The organism is Microbispora sp. GKU 823 (assembly GCF_002027145.1).
Lineage (GTDB): Bacteria > Actinomycetota > Actinomycetes > Streptosporangiales > Streptosporangiaceae > Microbispora > Microbispora siamensis.
Map to the genome: position 1 here is coordinate 1 of NZ_MWJN01000059.1, position 19,662 is coordinate 19,662.

Below are 19,662 nucleotides of genomic sequence, written 5' to 3' on the forward strand. Positions count from 1 at the left end.
CCGGCCATCTGCACCAGGTGGCCCATCGTGGACTCACCCGAGTACGCCTGCCAGTTGGTGTTCGTCACGAAGCTGACCGCGGTGTTCCAGGCGACGTGGTCCGTCACTCCGGGAAAGCCGAGGCTCAGCAGTAGTTTGTCCTGCAGGCGCTGGAAGGCGTAGAGGAACAGGATCGAGACGGCCGAGAAGGCGAGCACGCCGCGGGCGTAGACGTTCCACCGCTGCTCGGCGTCCGGCCGGACACCGACGAGACGGTAGATCACTCGCTCGACGGCCAGGTGCCGCGTGCCGCTGTAAACGCGGTACATGTAGTCGCCGAGCGGCCTGTGCGTCAGCACCAGGGCGACGACGAGGGATCCGATGAACACGATCCCGGCCGTGGTCGGCGACATCAGAAACGCTCCGGGAACAGCAGGGCCGCGATCATGAAGATCACCAGGACGGCGGCCACGACCAGACCCACGGCGTTGACAGCGCTCACAGGCGCTCCACCGCCTTCACCACCAGCCCGCAGATCGCGAATATCGCGACCGTCAGGACGACGAAGATGACGTCAGCCATCTCACTTCCTCAAATCCGGATGCTTGCCTGACCGCCGGACAGACGGCCATGAATCAGCAAAGCGCCGGATTCAAGAAGTGTTGATGTTCCTGATGCCTCCCATACGACGGGTGCCGGAACATTTACGCCGTCTCTACGCGGCCGTTCGGGGACCAAGAGGGGTCGTGCTGTCCCGAAGACACGACCCGGCTGGCGGCGATCCATCAACGCCGCGTCAGCTTTCCGCGGCCCGGCGTCGAGATTCCGTAGCGATGGCGTTCCCGCTGGTCGCGCGGGTTCTAACGTCGCCTTCGTAGAAGTCCTCTGGAAGGCATGACATGCTCGAAGATCCGTTATATGTGCCGGTTCGCCGCAGTACGTTCTCCCTGGCGCTGCGCCTGTTCCGGACGGCCGCGGGCAAGCGGACGGCGGTGGCCTTCACCTCGCCGCTCCGGCTGAAGAAGGTGCTGGGCGGCGACCAGGACTGGATCCGTCTGAGCGAGCCCGCGCTGCGGAGCATGATCAATGATCTCAGCGGAATCGGCATCGTGATCGACCCCGCCGGCACGACGAGCCGGCCGATCTCCAGGACCGCGTGATGTGCATCCTCCAGCAGAACCTCACCGACCAGGATGACCGGTTCGGGCAGCCGCCGACGGCCGGGAACCCGCTCTCCGGCGAAGAACGGGGATCCCGGCGCTCACCTGCGCGTTCCCCGAGCGGGAAGCTTATGGCGCCGCTATGACGTCGTGCAGGGGTGCAGTTTGGGATTGTTATGACGCCATCATGATGTCATGATGGCGTCATGGATCTAGCGCCTTATGTCGATCACCTCCGGCGCGAACTCGCGATGGTCGCCGGGGCCGGCGGCGAGGAAGCCCGTGCTCTGGCCGAGCGCCTCGCCGCGACGCTCGAATCGGCCACCCGGCTCGCGCTGCTGGAGGCTCTGTCCGCCGCAGCGGACGAGATCACCCAGGACCTCGCACCCGGCTCGGTCGAGGTGCGCCTACGCGGGCGCGATCCCGGTTTCGTCGTGACGCCACCACCCCAGAGCGCCCGCTCGTACGAGGGGGAGGGGGAGATCGGGCAGGTCGAGAGACCGCCCGCCCCGCCACCACCGCCGGACGCCGACGAGGGCGGGACGTCCCGGATCTCGTTGCGGATCCCCGAGCACCTCAAGCCGCGTATCGAGGAGGCGGCCACACGCGAGGGGTTGTCGGTCAACGCCTGGCTGGTCCGCGCCGTCGCCGCCGCGCTCGACTCCGGCAACGCGGCCCGCCGTTCCGGGCGGCGGCCGGCGCAGCAGACCGGCAACCGCTACAGCGGTTGGGTGCGCTGATGGCCGGCGACAAGAAAGCCGGAGTGTGGACCTTCGAGACGGCACGCCCCATCCTCGCCGTCCTCGACATGGCGACCGCCACCGTCCGGATCAACGCGAGCGACCGCACCGACACCGTCGTCGAAGTCCGCCCGAGCGACGAATTCAACGACGCCGACGTCGAGGCCGCCCGGCACACCCAGGTGGACTACGCCGATGGCAGGCTCCTCGTGCGGGCCGACAAGGAGCACGCGGGCTCCGCCTCCGGCTGGGGCCTTTCGCTCGGCAAGCTCGTCGAATCGCCCACGAACTGGGCGCGTTCGCTGCTGCTCGGCCCGGGCTCGGCCGACGTGACGATCGACCTGCCGGCCGGCTCCCGCCTCGACGCCAAGACGGCGGGGACCGTCCTGTGCCGGGGACCGCTCGGCGAGGTGACGCTCACCACCTCCTATGGCGACATCCGGATCGAACAGGCCGGTCGGCTACGGGTGAAGAGCACCCACGGCGAGATCTCGGTCAGCCGCGCGTCCGGGCATGCCGAGGTCACCACGACCCACGGCGGCATCCACATAGGCGAGGTCGACGGCACCGCCGCGGTCAAGACCTCCCACGGCGCCGTCCGCATCCGCGAGGTGACCGGCGAACTGCGGCTGAACAGCGCCCACGGCGACATCACCGTCGACCGCGCCCTGGCCGGCGTCGCCGCCAAGACCGCGTACGCCAGCGTGCGGATCGGCGAGGTGGTGTCCGGCTCGGTCGTCATGGAGACGACGGGCGGCGGCCTGGATCTCGGGATCCGGGAGGGCACCGCCGCCTGGCTGGACGTGAGCTCCACGTACGGCACCGTGGACGTCTCCCTCGACCCCAGCGACGCCCCCGGCCAGACGGACCGGATCGTCGAGGTGCGGACCCACACCACCTATGGCGACGTCGTCATCCACCGTTCCTGACAACCGAGGAGAATCCCATGCCAGACGCGATCGTGGCCGAGGGCTTGGTCAAGAAATACGGCGACGTGGCCGCCCTCGACGGAATGGAGCTGACCGTCCCCGAGGGAACGGTGTTCGGGCTGCTCGGCCCGAACGGCGCCGGCAAGACCACCACGGTGCGAATCCTCACCACGCTGCTCAAGCCGGACGCCGGTCGCGCCACGGTGGCCGGGTTCGACGTCGTCCGTGACGCCCACCGGCTGCGTGCGCACATCGGCGCCTCCGGCCAGTACGCCGCCGTGGACGACCACCTCACCGGCGCGGAGAACCTGGAGATGGTCGGCCGCCTCTACCACCTGGGCACCAGGAGCAGCAGGCAGCGCGCCCGCGAGCTGCTGGACCGCTTCGACCTGGCCGACGCCGCCGACCGGCCGGTGCGAGGCTACTCGGGCGGCATGCGACGCCGGCTCGACCTGGCCGGCGCGCTGGTCGCCAACCCGCCCGTGCTGTTCCTCGACGAGCCCACCACCGGCCTGGACCCCCGGGCCAGGATCGGGCTGTGGGATGTCATCGCCGAGCTCGTCGCGGGCGGCACGACGGTGCTGCTCACCACCCAGTACCTGGAGGAGGCCGACCGGCTCGCCGACCGCATCGCGGTGGTCGACCACGGGCGCGTGATCGCGCTCGGCACGGCCGACGAGCTGAAGGACCAGGTCGGCGGCGACCGGATTCAACTGTCGGTGACCAGCACGGCGAACCTGGAGAGCGCCGCCAGGACGCTGGCGCCGCTGGCCGTCGGGGACATGCAGATCGACGCCGCCGCCTTGCAGGTGACGATTCCGGTGGCCGGCGGCGCGGCCACGCTGACCGAGGCGCTCGGCCACCTGGCCGCCGAGCGGATCACCGTACGCGATGCCGCCTGCGCAGGCCGACTCTGGACGACGTGTTCCTGAGCCTCACGGGACACCAGGCCGACGAGAACATCAAGGAGACCGTCCGATGAACACCCTGCGGCTGGCCGTCGCCGACGGCGTGACGATCACCAAGCGCAACGCCCTGAAGATCCGGCGAGCCCCCGACCTGCTGGGCGGCGTGGTCATGCTCCCGATCGTGTTCGTGCTGCTGTTCACCTACGTCTTCGGCAGCATGATCAGCCTGCCCGGCATGTCGTACGGGGAGTACCTGCTGCCCGGGATCTTCGTCATGACGATCGTCACCAGCGCCCAGATCACCGGCTACACACTGACCCAGGACCTGCAGAGGGGCATCTTCGACCGGTTCCGTACCCTGCCGATGTCGCCCTCGGCGGTGCTGACCGGCCAGACCGTCAGCGACGTGATCATGAACTTCACCAGCATCGCCACCATGGCGATCGTCGGACTGCTCGTCGGATGGCGCATCCACAGCTCGCCCTTCGAGGCCGCCCTCGGGTTCCTGATGCTGCTGCTGTTCGCGTACGCCTTCTCCTGGGTGACGGCCACGGTCGCGCTGGCCCTGCGCACGCCCGAGGTCTTCAACAACATCGCCACCATCCTGTCGTTCCCGCTGGTCTTCCTGTCCAACGCCTTCGTCGACAGCACGCGGCTGCCGGGGCCGCTGAAGCCGATCGCCGAATGGAACCCGGTCTCCACACTCGTCCAGGCCGCCCGCGAACTGTTCGGCAACACCAGCCCGGCCCTCCCGGTGCCCGGCGCCTGGCCGCTGCGGCATGCGGTGCCGGTGTCGCTGCTGTGGTCGGTCCTGCTCCTGGTCGTGTTCGTGCCGCTGGCCACGCGGCTGTACAAGAGAGCCGTCAGTCGATGAGCCACGCGATGGGACACGTCCCCGACCGGGAGCGTGACAGGGCGGTGGAGCTGGTCCAGCAGGCGTACGCGGACGGCCGGCTCGGCCCCGCCGAGCTGGAGCAGCGGCTCGAACTGGCGCTCACCGCCGTCTCCTCCCACGAGCTGGAGCCGGTCGTCGCCGACCTGCCGGACGAAGCGGTCCGCATCGCCGCCACTGGCGGGCGCATCACGCGGACGGGCGACTGGCACGTCCCGCGCCGGCTGCGCATCGACTCCGAGTACGGCAGAGTACGGCTCGACCTGTCCCAGGCCCACATCCCGTATACGCGAATCGACATCGAGCTGTGGCTCGCGTACGGCGGCGCCACGATCACCCTGCCCCCCGGCGCGAGCGCGAACGCCGACGGGGTGCGCATCGGCTGGGGCAAGATGACCTGCAAGGCGGCGGGCCGCCAATATCCCGGCAAGCTGCACGTCCAGATCACCGGTGAGCTCCCTTACGGCCGCCTCACCATCCGCACCGCGCGGAGATGACTCGGCAGGCCCCGCCGACGCGAAGCGCCACTAGCCGACGTGGACGTGGGGCCTGCGCTCGAGGTCCGGCTCCGCCTTGCGCAGCACCTCGCGGGTGAGCGGGGGTACGTCGCCGCCGCCGAACACCAGGTAGCGCAGCATGGCGAGCACCGGGTTCCCCTCGGCCCAGTGGAAGTAGATGTGCGGCACCGCACCGGTGCGGTCGCGGAGGTGGAGCAGGAGCGCGGCCAGCGAGTTCGGCACGGCGGAGCTCTCGATCCGCAGGATCCTGTGCCCGTAGCGCTCCTCGCCCCGGACGTGCAGTTCCGTCTCGAACTCCGAGGCGTCCGGCACGGTGACCTCGACGAACATCACCGGTTCGTCGCTGCGCAGCCGGTGGTTGATCCACTGCTCGCGGAGCTTGTCGTTGTACTCGTCCTGGTCACGTTGATGGGGCTCGTTGGCGATCAGGTGGATCAGGCCGCCGGCCCTGTTCACCCACTGCTCGGCCAACGGGTCCAGGTCGACCTCGGTGACCCGTAGTTCCGTGGAGCGGGTGGCGCGGGAGATCACCGAGGTGATGATGATCGCGGCGATGAAGAAGGAGGCGATCTTCACGCCGTCCGGCCGCTCGACCACGTTGTCCACCAGCGTGTAGGCGAGGACCGCCGCGATCAGCCCGAAGCCGATCGAGGCGGCCGTCTGGCCCTTCCTGAACGCCGACAGCGTCACCGCGACCGCCGCCGACAGCATCAGCACCAGCACCCCTGTGGCGTACGCGCCGCCCTGGGCGTCCACGTCGGCGTCGAAGATGATCGTGATGGCGAACGCGATCGCCGAGAAGACGAGCACCAGGGGCCGCACCGCACCGGTCCATTCCGGCGCCATGCCGTACCGGGGAAGGTAGCGCGGCACCAGATTGATCAGGCCCGCCATCGCCGAGGCGCCCGCGAACCACAGGATCGCGATCGTGGAGACGTCGTACACGCTGCCGAACCACTCGCCGAGGAACCTGTGCGCCAGATAGGCCAGCGCGCGGCCGCTCGCCTTGCCGCCCTCCCCGAACTCCTCGTGCGGGATCAGCATGGTCGTGACGAAGCTGGAGAAGATCAGGAAGACGCTCATGACGAGCGCGGCCACGGTGAGCAGCCGCTTGGTGCCCTTGATCCGCTCTCGTACGTCGCCCCTGACGACCGGCATCACGGCCACGCCCGTCTCGAAGCCCGACATTCCCAGCGCGAGCTTCGGCATCACCAGCAGCGACAGACCGATCATGGCCAGCGGACCGCTGTAGCCGGCGTCCAGCGCGTGCGTCCAGTCGACGACCACCTGGGGCGCCTGGAGCACGTGGATGATCGAGGTGACCACGACGACGGCGTTGAGCCCGAGGTAGACGAGGACGAGGATCACCGCGATGCCGATCGCCTCGGTGAAGCCCATCAGGAACACCCCGCCGAGCAGGGCCAGCAGGAACAGTGTGACGGGCACCCGCTGCCCCTCGAGCCAGTGCGGCGCGAACGGGTTCTCCAGGATGTGCGCGGTGGCGTCGGCGGCCGACAGCGTCATGGTGATGACGAAGTCGGTGGCCGCGAACCCGAGCAGGGCCAGGACGAACAACTTGCCCCACCACTGCGGCGCCAGCTTCTCCAGCATCGCGATCGAGCCCTGGCCGTACGGGCTCTCGGCGGCCACCCGGCGGTAGACCGGCAGCGCGCCCAGCAGCGTGAGCGCGACCAGGAAGACCGTGGCGAGCGGAGACAGGAACCCGGCCGCGAGCGCCGCGATCCCCGGCTGGTAACCGAGCGTGGAGAAGTAGTCCACACCCGTCAGGCACATCACCCGCCACCACGGGTGCTTCGTGTGCGGCCCGTGCTCGATCTCCTTGCGATCGGTCTGGAGACCCTCCAGCAACCAGGCGCGCACCGGACCCGCCGGCGTGGCGACAGAACGTGCCAACCTGGCCACCTCCGGCATCAAGGACGCGTAAAGCAACGGATGCACACTACTGGCGCATTCGCCGGCATCAGCGGGGACAGGGCGTCAAGAAGACGTCAAGAGCGGAAGTCGTTCGATCACAGAGCGTGACGGCAGGGCGCTCCCGGCTTCGACGTTCGAGGAATGTCAACCAGGCGTCAGATTCGGCGGCCCGCCGTAGGAATCGCGTCAGGATCGCCCGCCCATCGGCCGACCCGTGCTTAGCGTGTCGTGTGTCCCATTTCCGGGTTGTTTGCCCGTCCGGTGCGGCAGAGCGTTCAGGAGGCGTTGTGCGGTGAGATCTCTCGACGACGTCGACAGGTCGCTGCTCCAGGCGCTTGCACGAGACGGCCGCGCTCCGGTGCGGGCCCTCGCCCGAGACCTCGCGCTCGGCGACAGCACCGTCTCCGTCCGGTTGCGCAGGCTGCGCGACAGTGGAGCGCTGGCCGCCGTCCGCGTCGAGGTGGACCCGGCGGCGTTCGGCCGCCCGATCCAGGCCGTCGTACGCGTCCGGCTGCGCCACGACGTGAGATGCGGAGCCTACGAGCGGCGGCTGCGTGAGATGCCCGCGGTGTTGAGCGCGCTGGTCCTGCTCGGCGACGCCGACGTCGAGGTGCGGGTGGCCTGCCGGAGCATGGACGACCTCGAAGTGGCGGTGGCGACGCTCCGCGAGGCGGGCGCCGACACCACCTGCACCCAGATCGTGACCCGTACGGTCACCGGACTCGGCCAGGCGCTCCTGGCGGAGAGAAGAACGAAATGAGCCTGCTGATCACACCTTCGCCTGCGACGGAGACGGCCGACGGCCCCTGGCCGGCCGGTGCGCGCTTCGGCGCCGACGGGCGTGCGGAGGTCGGCGGCGTCGACCTGACGGAGGTGGCCGGGCGCTTCGGCACCCCGGCGTACGTCATGGACGAGGCGGACGTGCGTCTGCGCTGCCGCGCCTACCGCGCCGCGCTGCCCCGGGCCGAGGTCGCGTACGCCGCCAAGGCGTTCTGGTGCCGGGCCATGGCCGCCTGGGTCCGGTCCGAGGGGCTCGCCCTCGACGTGTGCTCGGCCGGTGAGCTGGCCGTGGCGAGGGCCGCGGGCTTCCCGGCGGACCGGATCATCTTCCACGGCAACGCCAAGACCCCGGCGGAGTTGCGCGCCGCGGTGGACGAGCGCGTCGGCCGCATCGTCATCGACGATCTCACCGAGATCAACCGCCTCGCCGCGCTCGTTCCCGCCGGGATGCGGCAGAAGGTGCTGGTGCGGGTGATTCCCGACATCGAAGCCGGGGCGCACGCCGCCATCCGCACGGGCGGGGAGGACCACAAGTTCGGGCTGTCGATCGCGGCCGGTGTGGCGAGGGAGGCGGTCAACCGGATCCTCCGCCAGCCGCGCCTGGAGCTGGTCGGCCTGCACTGCCATCTGGGGTCCCAGATCGCCGCCGCCGAGCCGTACGAGCAGAGCGCGCGTGTGCTGGTGGAGCAGCTCGCGCGGATCCGCGACGCGCACGGAGTGACGCTGCCCCAGCTCGACCTCGGCGGCGGTCACGCGATCGCGTACACGAGCGGGCAGGCCGGCCTGGCTCCCGCACGGCTCGGCTCACTGGCGGCGACCGTCGAGAGGCGCTGCGCCGGGATCGGCCTGCCGGTGCCGCGGCTGATCGTCGAACCCGGCCGGGCCATCGCCGGGCCCGCCGGCGTGACGCTCTATCGGGTGATCGCGGTCAAGAAGGGGCTGCGCCGTACGTACGTCGCGGTCGACGGAGGCATGAGCGACAATCCCCGGCCCGCGATGTACGGCTCGCGATATGAGATGCGCATGATCGGCCGGGCGACGCACGAGGGCGAGCGCGACTTCACGGTGGTCGGCCACCACTGCGAGAGCGGGGACACGCTGGCCGAGGCTGTCGCGCTGCCCGCCGACATCCGCCCCGGAGACGTGCTCGCCGTCGCCGCCACCGGCGCCTACAACCACTCGATGGCCTCCACGTACAACATGACCGGGCGCCCGCCGGTCGTCGCCGTGAGCCGGGGCAAGGCGCGCCTCGTCGTCCGCCGCGAGGGCCTCGACGACCTGCTGCGCCGCGACGTCGGCCTCTGAGAACTCATGGGGAAGATCGTGCACGTCTCGTCGGCGGAGCGCGTCCTGACGGCCGCGCTCCTGGTGATCGTCGCCTGCGCGACCAGCGCGATCGTCAGCGCGCTCCTGACCCGCGAGGCGGACGCCCACGCCGACGGCCATCGGCGGGTGACCGCCCAGGTCGTACGGGTGCTCCGGACCCCCGTCGCCGCGGCCCGGTCCGCTCCTCTGCCCGCTACGGTGGTGGAGGTCGTCTGGACCGGCCGGGACGGCCGTTCCCACACCCGTTCGCCGTCGGCGACCCTGTGTATCCGCTCGAACCGTGATTGATCAGGTGAACGTCCATGTGGTCTCAGCGACCTGCCCCTCTCCTGGGTCGGCGGGCGGCCAGCTCGACTCGGACGAACAGGACGGCCAGCACGGCCAGCACGACCGACGGGGCCACGAGCCACAGCCAGCGCTGCGCCCACCAGCCGGCGGTTGGCTGCGCCGGCAGGGTGCCACCCAGCCCTTCGTAGGCCCAGAGCACCACCAGGTAAGCGGTCATGTGCCAGAGAAAGATGGTCAACGCGCACACGTTGAGTGCCACCACCGGCTTCCAGACAGCCGGCCGGCGCAGTAGGCGCTCGGCGGCCGGCGTGACCAGGATCAGCAGCCCGAGTTGAAAGACGGCCAGGGCGGCGATGGCGGCGTTGGTGGGGAAGAGGTTGGATTCGGTGCCGACGGTGCTCACCATCGAGAGGGGGTAGCCCGCTCCCACCGTCAGCGCGACCAGCGCGGCCAGTCCGGCCCCGGCAACCGCCAGCCGCTGCGCCGGCGGACGCCGCCCCAGCTCCCAGCTGCGCCACGCGTAGCCGAGTTGATGGCAGAACAGCCACACCAGCGCGGCGGTCGCCCAGCCCGCCCAGTCCAGGCCGGCGCCGCGGTGCGCCACGCTGCCGAGGGCGATCAGCAGCACGAGCGCTACCAGGACCCAGGCTCCGTAGCGGGCGTGCAGGCTCGTGGTGATCGGCACTGCGGCGATCAGCAGGCCGTACACGCCCAGGAACCACAGCGGCGTCAGGTAGCCGGGGAACCACTCCCACATCCACCGGTGCGGGCCGGGCAGGGCGGACGCGATCAGCTCGCCGGCGAGCCAGACCAGAGCCCAGACCGCAGTCGGCCAAAGCAGCCGGCGCAGCCGGTCTCGGACGAACTGACCGGCGGTCGTCCCGCGCGTCTGGGCCCGTTGCCAGCCGACCAGGTTGGCGTACCCGCCGACCAGGAAGAACACCGGCATGATCTGCAGCACCCAGGTGGCCAGCCAGCCACCAGGCACGGCATGGATGGGGTTGGGCATGGTGAGGCTGCCGTCGGCGGTGCGGTGGGTGACCGAAAATGTCCAGTGCCAAAGGGTGACCACCACGATGCACAGCGCGCGGGCGGCGTCGACCACCCGGTCGCGGGACGCCGGCGTGGCCGCCACCAGCCGGTCCAGCGTCGACCGCTTGTCCGCGACCCGGCGGGTCTGCCGGTCTTGGCGCCTGGGGCTCAGCGGTAAAGCTCCTCGATGTCGGCTGCGAAGTCCTTGTGGACCAAGGCACGCTTGACCTTCAGGGTCGGGGTCAGATAACCGTTCTGTTCGGTCAGGTCGACGGGAAGGATCCGGAACCTGCGGATCGATTCAGCCCGGCTCACCGCCGTGTTGGCCTCGTCCACGGCCGTCTGCAGCGTGGCCAGCAGATCCGGATCGTCGCGAAGCTCGGCCGGGCCGGCCTGCTCGGGCCTGCCGACGGCCCGCTTCCATGACGCCAGCGCCTCGGTGTCCAGGGTGATCAGCGCGGCGGTGTACGGCCGCCGGTCGCCGACGACCACCGCCTGGCTGATGAGCGGATGGGTGCGCAGGCGGTCCTCGAGCGGCTCGGGGGCGAGGTTCTTGCCGCCGGCGGTGACGATGATCTCCTTCTTGCGGCCTGAGATCGTCAGGAACCCGTCCTCGTCCAGAGCGCCGACGTCGCCGGTGCGCAGCCAGCCGTCGGCGGTCCGGCTCTCCCTGGTCGCCTGCTCGTTGCGCCAGTAGCCCTGGAACAGGATCGGGCCCTTGATCAGGATTTCGCCGTCGCCGGCGATCCGGATCTCGACCCCGGGCAGGGGTGGCCCCACCGTGCCGATCTTCATCGCGTGGGGCAGGTTCACGGTCGCGGCGGCGCTGGTCTCGGTCAGCCCGTAGCCCTCCAGCACGGTGACGCCGATTCCCCGGAAGAAGTGGCTCAGCCGTGCGCCCAGCGGTGCTCCGCCGGAGATCGCGTAGCCGACTCGGCCGCCGAGCGCGGCCCGCAGCCTCCGATACACCAGCCGGTCGGACAGGCGATGTGCCAGGCGCAACCGCCGGCTTGGCCGCCCGTCGTCCAGCGCCTGGCTGTAGGCCACGGCGGTCCGGTCGGCCCAGGCGAAGATCCTGCCCTTGCCCCCGGCCCGGGCCCGCTGCTGAGCACCGTTGTAGACCCGCTCGAACACCCTGGGCACCGCCAGCAGGAACGACGGTTTAACAGCGGCCAGGTCCTCGGTCAGCCTGGACTGGTCGGCGCTGTGCGCCAGGCAGATCCCCTGCTCCACGCAGGCCACCTGGATCACCCGCGCGAACACGTGCGCCAGCGGCAGGAACAGCAGGGTCGAGGCGTTCTGGCCGAAGATCCGCCCCAGTCTGTCGATCGCGATGCGAGCCTCGTACAGCAGGTTGCCGTGGCTCAGCATGCAGCCCTTCGGGCGGCCGGTGGTGCCGGAGGTGTAGATGATCGTCGCCAGGTCGTCGGCCGACACCGCCCGGCGGCGCTCAAGTAGCCGGGCGTCGTCCATGTCTCGCCCGTCCTCGCGGAGACGGTCCAGCCCGCCGCCGTCGATCTGCCACACCCGCAGCGGCCCGGACAGGCTCGCGGCCACGTCCTCGATCAAGCGGCGATGCGACTCGCGCTCGACCACCGCGGCGACCGGCCCGGCGTCCTCCAGCACCCAGCGGACCTGCTCGGCCGAGGAGGTCTCATAGATCGGGACCGGCAGCGCTCCCACCGTCCACAGGGCATAGTCCACCACCGTCCACTCGTAGCTGGTGGCGGCCAGCAGGGCGATCCGATCGCCCGGCTGGATCCCGGCGGCGAGGAAGCCGGCAGCCAGGCTGCGAACGTCGGCCGCGAACTGCCTGGCCGACACCGGACGCCAACTTGCGGCCGACCGGCGCTGGAACAGAACCATGTCGCCGTCCACCCGGTCGTCGGCGAACACCACGTCGGCGAGCTGGGCGTCTGGGGCGACGGTCACCGGGGGCGGGGCCATATGGACACGCATCGTCCATCCTCCTGTGAGGAAAGGCCAACCAGGCGGACTGCGGCACCGGGCGCCGCGTGTACTGCTGCGAGAAGCCGTCAATTGTGTTGGTTTCCGCACGTCATCCGGCACAAACGTGGAAGGCCGCACGACGGCGCAGCCCACCGCGTCCCAGGCCGATGACCCCAACCGGAAAACAAGCGACACGTGGACTGACAAAACGCCCACGATCCAGGGAATCACCTGATCAGAGCCCCCTGGGAAACCGTAAGCAGGGACACCCTGGTGGATGGAGTCTCTCGTGGCAACCACCGAAACCGGGCGCCGCACCGTCACCGCGGACGTGGTGAACCGGCTCGCCCGTCCCACCGACGCCGACATCGCTGCGGTAGACGCGTGGTGGCGTGCCAACAACTATCTGACCGTCGGCCAGATCTACCTGATGGCCAACCCACTGCTACGCGAGCCGCTGGCCGGCGAGCACATCAAGCCGCGGCTGCTCGGACACTGGGGCACCAGCCCTGGCCTGGCGCTGGTGTACGCGCACGCGTCCCGGCTGATCCGGCACACCGGGCAGCAGATGATCTACCTGGCCGGTCCCGGGCACGGCGGCCCGACGCTGGTCGCGGCCGCCTACCTGGAGGGCGCGTACACGGAGATCTACCCGCACATCACCCTGGACGAGGTGGGGCTGCTGCGGCTGTTCCGCCAGTTCTCCACGCCCGGCGGAATCCCCAGCCACGCGTCGGTGCCGACCCCGGGCTCGATCCACGAGGGAGGTGAGCTCGGCTACGTGCTGCTGCACGCGTTCGGCGCGGTGATGGACAACCCGGATCTCATCGCCCTGGCGATGGTCGGCGACGGGGAGGCGGAGACCGGTCCGCTGGCGGGGTCGTGGAACGGGATCTCCTTCCTGAACCCGATCCGCGACGGCGCGGTGCTGCCGGTCCTCCACCTGAACGGCGCGAAGATCGCCGGGCCGACCCTGCTGGCCCGGAAGGACCGCGACGAGGTCCGGTCCCTGCTGACCGGGCACGGGTATGAGGTGATCGAGGTCGAGGGTGACGACCTGCCCGGCATGCACTATCGGTTCGCCGACGCGCTGACGCGGGCGTGGGCGTCGATCAAGGCGATCCAGGCGGCGGCCCGCGGCGGCGACTGGGACGGCACCCGCCCCCGGTGGCCGATGATCGTGCTGCGGACGCCGAAGGGCTGGACCGGACCGGACGTGGTGGACGGGGTGCGGGTGTCGGGCACATGGCGCTCTCACCAGGTGCCACTGACCGGAATCAAGAACAACAAGGAGCACCTGCGGATCCTTGAGGACTGGATGCGCTCCTACCGGCCCGAGGAGCTCTTCGACGACCGCGGCGCGCCCGAGGCGCTGACGCTGTCGATCAACCCTGAGGGAGAGCTGCGGATGAGCGGCAACCCGCACGCCAACGGGGGCCTGCTCACCGTCGACCTTGACCTGCCCGACTTCCGTGACTACGCGGTGCCGGTGCAGGCGCCGGGCAGGGATCGGCTCGAGTCGACCCGCAAGCTCGGCGAGCCCATGCGCGACATCTACCGACGCAACCCGGATCGGTTCCGGCTCTTCTGCCCCGACGAGACCAACAGCAACCGGCTCGGGGCGGTGTTCGAGGTGTCCGACCGGGCGTTCGCGGAGCGCGTGACCGAGGAGGACGTCGCGATATCACGGGACGGCCGGGTGATGGAGGTGCTCTCTGAGCACGCCTGCCACGGCTGGCTCGTGGGCTACACGCTGACCGGCCGGCACGGCTGGTTCGCCACCTACGAGGCGTTCGGCATGGTGTCGGCCTCGCAGACCGTACAGCATGCGAATCGGCTGCAGGAGGCGCACGACCTGGCGTGGCGGGTTTTGGTGCCGAGCCTGAACATCCTGCTGACCTCGACCGCCTGGCGCCAGGACCACAACGGTTTCAGCCACCAGGGGCCCGGCCTGATCCAGAACGCGATCACCCAGCGCGGCACGATCAGCCGGGTCTACCTGCCGCCGGACGCGAACACGCTGCTGTCGGTGGCCGACCACTGCATGCGGTCGCGGTCGCGCGTGAACCTCGTCGTCATCGACAAGCAGCCGCAGCTGCAGTGGCTGCCCATGGATGAGGCGGTGGTCCACTGTGCCCGGGGTGCCGGGGTGTGGCCGTGGGCGGGCACCGAGGACGGGCGGTCGGACCCGGACATCGTGCTTGCCTGCGCCGGGGACGTGGTCACCATGGAGACCGTCGCGGCGGCGAACATCCTGCGCCGGCGGCTGCCGCACTTCGCCACCAGAGTGGTCAACGTGGTCAATCTGATGACGTTGCCACCGCGCACCGTCCACCCGAACGGCATGGACGACATCCTGTTCCGGGAGCTGTTCACCGACCACGTCGACGTGCTGTTCGCCTTCCACGGCTACCCGGGCGCGATCCACCAGCTGGTGCACGGCCGGCCGGACCCGGAAAGGTTCCACGTGCGCGGGTTCGTGGAGGAGGGGACGACCACGACCCCGTTCGACATGGTGGTGCGCAACCGGGCATCCCGGTACCACCTGGTGATCGACGCGCTGAAGGCCGCGCGGCGGACCCCCACCGGGGCGAGCGAGCTGAAGGCGTGGTGCGAGCAGCAGCTCCTCCGCCACGAGCGGTACGTGGTCGAGCACCTGCAGGACATGCCGGAGGTGCGGGACTGGTCACTGGGCGACTGGGCAGAGCAGGGCTGAGGGCGCTCCCGAAGGCCGCTGACCAGGGAAGACAGGCGGCTCGTCGAAATGGGGTCGCCCCTACCGGCGGGGGCCCGCGCAAAGGGCTCCTGCCTACGGAGGTGAGCGCGTCATGGTGTTCGACCATACAGATCTATACGAGCTGGCAACCTTCGGCGACGAGGTCGGTGTGCTGTCGCTCTACACCACGATGGAGCCGGGCACGCAGGCCGGGCGGACCCGGCTGCGCAACGAGATCGCCGCGCTGCGCCAGGAGCTGGCCGCAGGCCCCGACCAGGATCTGGCCAGGCTCGTGGGCCTCCGCCTCGACCTGCTGGAGCCGCAGATCACCGAGCTGCTCGACCCGGCCGGTCCCGGCCTCGGGCGTGCCCTGTTCGCGCAGGTGGCCGGTGACGAGGTACGCACCGAGTGGCTTCAGCTCCCGGTGGGTGACCTCGCCATCCTCAAGGAGCACGCTTACCTGCTGCCGCTCGTCACCGCCGTACAGGCCAACAAACCCGCCGGGGTGGCCAGGGTGGGGCGTGACGGCGTGCGGCTGTTCGACTGCCGGTACGGCCTGGCCGAGGAGCTGGAGCCGGTCACCTTCGACCTGGCGACCGCGGGCTCGTCCGGAGAGGAGCCGACGACGCTGCCCGGGCTCTCCCAGCGGGACATCCACCCCAGCCGCTTCGACCAGCGCGTCGAGGAGCACCTGACCAAGTTCCTACGCGAGTCGGCCCCGCACGTGGCCGAGCAGGCCCGGCGGCTGGACTGGGAGACGCTGCTGCTGGTGGGCGACCCCCGCGACACCTCCGTGCTGGGCGAGGCGCTGCCGGTCGGCCCGGAGATCGTCCAGGTGGACGCCGTGCTCGATCCCGCCCTGTCGCCGTCGGAGGTGCTGGAGTTCGTCCGCCCCACTCTCGACGAGGTGCGGGCCAGGAATGACGCCGCCCTGGCCGTACGCGCCCGGGACCTGGCCCTGTCGGGCGGTAACGGCGCGGTCGGCCTCGACGACATCCTCTCCCTGCTGCGGCAGGGCCGGGTCGAGCACCTGCTGCTCGACGAGGCGGGCCAGTGGAACGCCGAGCCCATGGGCGTCACCCCCGAGGAGCTGGAGGAGGAGATGATCGAGCTCACCTACGAGCACGGAGGCGACGTCACCGTGCTGGAGACCGGAGCGGCGGAGGAGCTCGCCGAGGCGGGCGGAGTGGCCGCGATGCTGCGCTGGTGAGCCCACCGGTTGCTGCGGCGATCACTTTCGTCGCTACCGCATGGTCATGGTCAGGCGGTAGCGCGCGGGCGGGATGCCGTACCGATCGAGGAAGCTCTGCCGGAGGCTTTCAGTCGTGCCGAAGCCGCAACGGGCCGCGATGGCGGCCATGGGCAGGGATGTGGAGACGAGGAGATGGGCGGCGGCCTCGGTGCGGGCCCGGCGTACGTACCGGCCTGGGCTCTGGCCCAGGTGCTTGAGGAACAGGCGGGTGAGATGCCGCTCGCTCACGCCCGCGTCGGCCGCCAGGGAGGCCGTGGTCAGGTCGCCGTCCAGGTGGCCCGTGATGTGGTCGACGACGCGCTTGACCAGGCTGTCGCTCGGCGGCGGGCTTTCCGTGAACATGCTCATCTGGGCCTGGTTGCCGGGTCGCTGCAGGTAGGCCACCAGGTAGCGGGCCACCTCCCGGGCGAGCGGGGCCCCGTGATCCTCTTCGATGAAGGCGAGCGTGAGGTCGAGGGCGCTCGTGACCCCGGCGGCCGTGGCGACGTTGCCGTCGCGGATGAAAATCGGCTCGGCGTCGACGGTGATTTCCGGGTGACGGGTGGCGAGTACGTACCCGTACTTCCAGTGAGTGGTGGCCCGGCGCCCGTCGAGCAGGCCGGCGGCGGCCAGCACCGCCGCGCCCGTGCACACCGAGGCGACGCGGCGACTCTCCCGGGCCAGACGGCGGACGTGGCCGACGATCACTTGGCTGGCGGCGGCGTCCTCGTGCCCGATTCCCCCCGACACCACGAGTGTGTCCAGCGGTCCGGTGATGTGCTCGAGGGCCTGCTGCCCCTGCAGCGTCAACCCGCTCGCGCAGGTGATGGGCAGGCCTGACGGGGTGGCCAGGCACACGTCGTAGAGCGGCACGGCGCCGTGCAGGTTCGCCATTATCAGGCTGGACGTCACGCATGAAATGTCCAGCAACTCCGCCGCATGGTATCCGAGCACGACCACACGTCGTTGAGTCATGGCACGACTCTACGTCGGGAAGACACACAGCCAAGGTTTCCGGACCTGTTTCCGGCCCCCTCGTTGGCGCTTTCTCACACCGCCGGGACAGTTGAGCCAGGCCTCGGACGGAGCTCAATACGCGCCCTGGTTCCGGGGCTATGGAACGGGATATTCCAAAACCCTCCGAGAAAGGACCGGAATGTCAGCCGAGCCACGATTCCACAAAAGTACTGGATCCGCACGCCGCGCTCTTCGTTTCAGTGTCGCCGCCGCGCTGGGTCTGGCCGTACTCCTCAGCGGCCCTCCTGCTGCCACGGCGCAGGGCGACCCGATCGCGGATGCGCTCGCCCGAGTGGCGGACGGGACCTACACGAACGAGGATCTGGAGTTGCTCAAATCCGATCCGGAGATCGCCGCGCAGGTCCCGGACCCCACGAAACCCGATGAGTCCAGTACAACCACGAACGACGACGCGAGCACGCACGCCGTTTGCGGTGCGTACGCGGACGTCTGGTTCCGTAAGCGGAGCCTGCTCGGGTCGAGCATATACGTGTGGCATCACCGCGTCGTCTACTGCCGCGACGGCTCTCGGGTGACCTCCTGGCAGAATCGCTACGACTACCTGAGCGACGCTCAGAGCATTGTTTACATGCGAGAGTTGCAGGTGAACCAAGCAGGCGGAGTCGGGACGACATCGGCATGGTCGCATCTGCAACGCCATCTGGAGTACTGCGTGGCGAAGTACGGATGCTATGCCAGCATGAAGCCGTGGTCGCGTATCACGGTCCACGGCAACGCGACGTACAGCTACACAGGTTCGGCAGGATGAGCCGGCGATCGTCCGGGCTCGACCGGGTGAGCTTCCGGCCGTGAGCGGCGCTCCTGGCGGAATCGCGACCGGTCAGGACATCGGGCGCAGGCGAACGCCGGCTGCCTTTGTTCGCTTCGCGGCGGACCTCGGCAGCCGGCGTTTCCGCTCGTCCCGGGAATGGGTCCCGGAGGACGTGGTTGAGCGTGCGGGCTATCGGCTGTCCGTCGCCAGGCGCACCGCCAGCGCGGCGAAGACGGTGCCGGAGATCCGGTGGAGCCATCTCTGGACGGCCGGGCGCCCGCGGACGAGGTCGCCCAGGCGGCCGGCCAGCAATCCGGCGGAGGCGTCGACCGACAGGCCCACGACGATGAACAGCGCGCCGAGGAAGAAGAACTGCGCGGTCACGCTGCCCCGGGCCGGGTCGACGAACTGCGGGAAGAACGCCAGGTAGAAGGCGATCACCTTGGGGTTGGCGAGGTTCGTCAGCACGGCCTTGCCGTACACGCGTCCCAGCGGCGCCCTGGGCTCCTGCCCGGGGACGTCCTGGTCGCGGCGGGCGGCGAGGAACGACGTGACGGCCAGGTAGACCAGGTACGCGGCTCCGGCGACGCGGATGACGTCGAAGACCGTGGGAAAGGCGCTCAACAGCGCCCCCAGGCCCAGCGCCGCCAGTGTGGTGTGCACGGCCAGTCCCGTGGACATGCCGACCGCCGCGAGCACGCCCGCCCGGGGCCCTGATGCCAGGCCGGTGGCGGCGATGAACAGCATGTCGGGGCCGGGCACGATGGAGACGACGAGGGCTGCCAGGCAGAACGTGACGACGATGTGGGGATCGACAATCATAGGTCGACCCTAGTGCTCGGCTCCATGAGCTCCTCGAGGGTGAGGCCGGGGACGTCGGCGCGTCTGCTTCTGCGGGGCCGGCTCCTTCTTCGGCGGTTCCGGACGTTCGATGCGGGTGGGGTTGCCGCGTACGAGGTCGTCGTGGACGCGCCAGCGGCCGGTGACGGCGGCGCGTTCCGCCGCCTCGTCGCCGCGCTCGACGGTCTGTCGCAGCAGCCGTATGGCGATGCGGCGATTGAGGCTGAACTGCCGCTCGGCGTCGACAACGACGACGATCCCCGTGGGCCGGTGGGTCGCCCGTACCGCCGTGCTGGCCTTGTTGCGATGTTGACCGCCGGGGCCGCCGGTGCGGCAGGCGACGATGTCGACGTCTGCTTCCGCGAACGTCGTGCGCGGGGTGTCGACCTGGCACGGTTGCGCGATGACGTACCAGTTCTTCCGGCCGTGCCGGCCCGGTATGGGCTGGGGGCCTGCCAGCACAGGGTTCCGGTCCACGAGGCGGCGAATGCCTCGGCGCCGTCTCCGACGATCTGGATGAGGACCGATCGGTAGGTGCCGGCCCGGTCACCGGGGACGGTTCGGGCCCGATGGGTCTCCAGATTGTGCCGGGTGGCGTCGGCTTCGAGGCGGTGCAGCAACTGGGCCAGCGCCCAGGCACACTCCTGTG

Annotated in this window: 20 protein-coding genes; 12 read left to right on the top strand and 8 right to left on the bottom strand. The window is 70.0% G+C overall.

The genetic code is table 11. The annotated features are described in order from the left end of the window. Both B1L11_RS27085 and B1L11_RS27090 read right to left on the bottom strand, forming a co-directional pair. Positions 1–392: potassium-transporting ATPase subunit KdpA (locus B1L11_RS27085; protein WP_179155343.1), on the bottom strand; the 392-nt coding region annotated here is incomplete at its 3' end. Next, complete coding sequence (locus tag B1L11_RS27090) at positions 392–481, bottom strand: potassium-transporting ATPase subunit F (RefSeq protein ID WP_079317355.1); 90 nt, start codon at positions 479–481, stop codon at positions 392–394. The genes B1L11_RS27090 and B1L11_RS27085, both read right to left, overlap by 1 nt. Before the next feature lie 397 nt (positions 482–878). Here B1L11_RS27090 and B1L11_RS27100 point away from each other — a divergent pair, with 397 nt between their 5' ends. From B1L11_RS27100 to B1L11_RS27125, 6 genes are all read left to right on the top strand, one after another. Continuing rightward, positions 879–1,139 (top strand): SAV_915 family protein, encoded by a 261-nt coding sequence (locus B1L11_RS27100; RefSeq protein WP_079317359.1) that lies wholly within the window; start codon positions 879–881, stop codon positions 1,137–1,139. A gap of 206 nt (positions 1,140–1,345) precedes the next feature. After that, positions 1,346–1,879 carry a toxin-antitoxin system HicB family antitoxin gene (locus tag B1L11_RS27105; RefSeq protein WP_079317361.1) on the top strand — a complete coding sequence of 178 codons (534 nt, stop codon included), beginning with the start codon at positions 1,346–1,348 and terminating at the stop codon, positions 1,877–1,879. After that, complete coding sequence (locus B1L11_RS27110; RefSeq protein WP_079317363.1) at positions 1,879–2,808, top strand: DUF4097 family beta strand repeat-containing protein; 930 nt, start codon at positions 1,879–1,881, stop codon at positions 2,806–2,808. Before B1L11_RS27105 ends, B1L11_RS27110 begins: the two co-directional genes overlap by 1 nt. Positions 2,809–2,825: 17 nt before the next feature. Next, complete coding sequence (locus B1L11_RS27115) at positions 2,826–3,740, top strand: ATP-binding cassette domain-containing protein (RefSeq protein ID WP_306291717.1); 915 nt, start codon at positions 2,826–2,828, stop codon at positions 3,738–3,740. Positions 3,741–3,786: 46 nt separating this feature from the next. Further along, positions 3,787–4,590 (top strand): ABC transporter permease, encoded by an 804-nt coding sequence (locus B1L11_RS27120; RefSeq protein ID WP_079317365.1) that lies wholly within the window; start codon positions 3,787–3,789, stop codon positions 4,588–4,590. A gap of 8 nt (positions 4,591–4,598) precedes the next feature. Beyond that, positions 4,599–5,105, top strand: coding sequence for a DUF1707 domain-containing protein (locus B1L11_RS27125; RefSeq protein ID WP_256862919.1), 507 nt, complete (start codon positions 4,599–4,601; stop codon positions 5,103–5,105). A 30-nt stretch (positions 5,106–5,135) separates the two neighbouring features. Here the strand turns inward: B1L11_RS27125 and B1L11_RS27130 are convergent, their stop codons facing one another. Continuing rightward, positions 5,136–7,049: an amino acid transporter gene (locus B1L11_RS27130; protein WP_372974732.1), complete on the bottom strand. Its 1,914-nt coding sequence runs from the start codon at positions 7,047–7,049 to the stop codon at positions 5,136–5,138. Between the two features lie 304 nt (positions 7,050–7,353). On the opposite strand from B1L11_RS27130, the gene B1L11_RS27135 reads away from it, so the two are divergent. Genes B1L11_RS27135 through B1L11_RS27145 form a run of 3 tightly spaced genes read left to right on the top strand, consistent with a single transcriptional unit; the run spans position 7,354 to position 9,455 of the window. Further along, a complete protein-coding gene (locus B1L11_RS27135) occupies positions 7,354–7,821 on the top strand; it encodes an Lrp/AsnC family transcriptional regulator (RefSeq protein ID WP_143737588.1) in 468 nt (155 codons plus the stop codon). Beyond that, entirely contained in the window at positions 7,818–9,146 is a 1,329-nt protein-coding gene (gene lysA, locus B1L11_RS27140; RefSeq protein ID WP_079317372.1) for a diaminopimelate decarboxylase, read from the top strand. The genes B1L11_RS27135 and lysA overlap by 4 nt, the downstream gene beginning before the upstream one ends. A gap of 6 nt (positions 9,147–9,152) precedes the next feature. Continuing rightward, positions 9,153–9,455, top strand: a complete 303-nt coding sequence (locus B1L11_RS27145) for a hypothetical protein (protein WP_079317374.1) — start codon at positions 9,153–9,155, stop codon at positions 9,453–9,455. Between the two features lie 22 nt (positions 9,456–9,477). Here the strand turns inward: B1L11_RS27145 and B1L11_RS27150 are convergent, their stop codons facing one another. Continuing rightward, a complete protein-coding gene (locus tag B1L11_RS27150; RefSeq protein WP_256862921.1) occupies positions 9,478–10,590 on the bottom strand; it encodes an acyltransferase in 1,113 nt (370 codons plus the stop codon). A gap of 65 nt (positions 10,591–10,655) precedes the next feature. Continuing rightward, complete coding sequence (locus tag B1L11_RS27155; protein ID WP_079317376.1) at positions 10,656–12,446, bottom strand: long-chain fatty acid--CoA ligase; 1,791 nt, start codon at positions 12,444–12,446, stop codon at positions 10,656–10,658. 322 nt (positions 12,447–12,768) lie between these two features. Here B1L11_RS27155 and B1L11_RS27160 point away from each other — a divergent pair, with 322 nt between their 5' ends. Further along, the gene (locus B1L11_RS27160; RefSeq protein ID WP_372974733.1) at positions 12,769–15,153 is read left to right on the top strand and encodes a phosphoketolase; all 2,385 of its coding nucleotides are present in this window, start codon (positions 12,769–12,771) and stop codon (positions 15,151–15,153) included. Between the two features lie 112 nt (positions 15,154–15,265). After that, the gene (locus tag B1L11_RS27165; protein ID WP_079317381.1) at positions 15,266–16,363 is read left to right on the top strand and encodes a VLRF1 family aeRF1-type release factor; all 1,098 of its coding nucleotides are present in this window, start codon (positions 15,266–15,268) and stop codon (positions 16,361–16,363) included. A gap of 33 nt (positions 16,364–16,396) precedes the next feature. Here B1L11_RS27165 and B1L11_RS27170 read toward each other — a convergent pair whose 3' ends face one another. Then, a complete protein-coding gene (locus tag B1L11_RS27170; protein ID WP_143737589.1) occupies positions 16,397–17,359 on the bottom strand; it encodes a GlxA family transcriptional regulator in 963 nt (320 codons plus the stop codon). 181 nt (positions 17,360–17,540) lie between these two features. Between B1L11_RS27170 and B1L11_RS27175 the strand changes: the two genes are divergently transcribed. Further along, a complete protein-coding gene (locus B1L11_RS27175) occupies positions 17,541–18,170 on the top strand; it encodes a hypothetical protein (RefSeq protein WP_143737590.1) in 630 nt (209 codons plus the stop codon). 192 nt (positions 18,171–18,362) lie between these two features. On the opposite strand, the gene B1L11_RS27180 is transcribed toward B1L11_RS27175, so the two are convergent. After that, a complete protein-coding gene (locus B1L11_RS27180) occupies positions 18,363–18,995 on the bottom strand; it encodes a LysE family translocator (RefSeq protein ID WP_079317385.1) in 633 nt (210 codons plus the stop codon). 9 nt (positions 18,996–19,004) lie between these two features. Then, positions 19,005–19,490, bottom strand: coding sequence for a peptide chain release factor-like protein (locus B1L11_RS27185; protein WP_256862923.1), 486 nt, complete (start codon positions 19,488–19,490; stop codon positions 19,005–19,007). Positions 19,491–19,662: the final 172 nt, after the last annotated feature.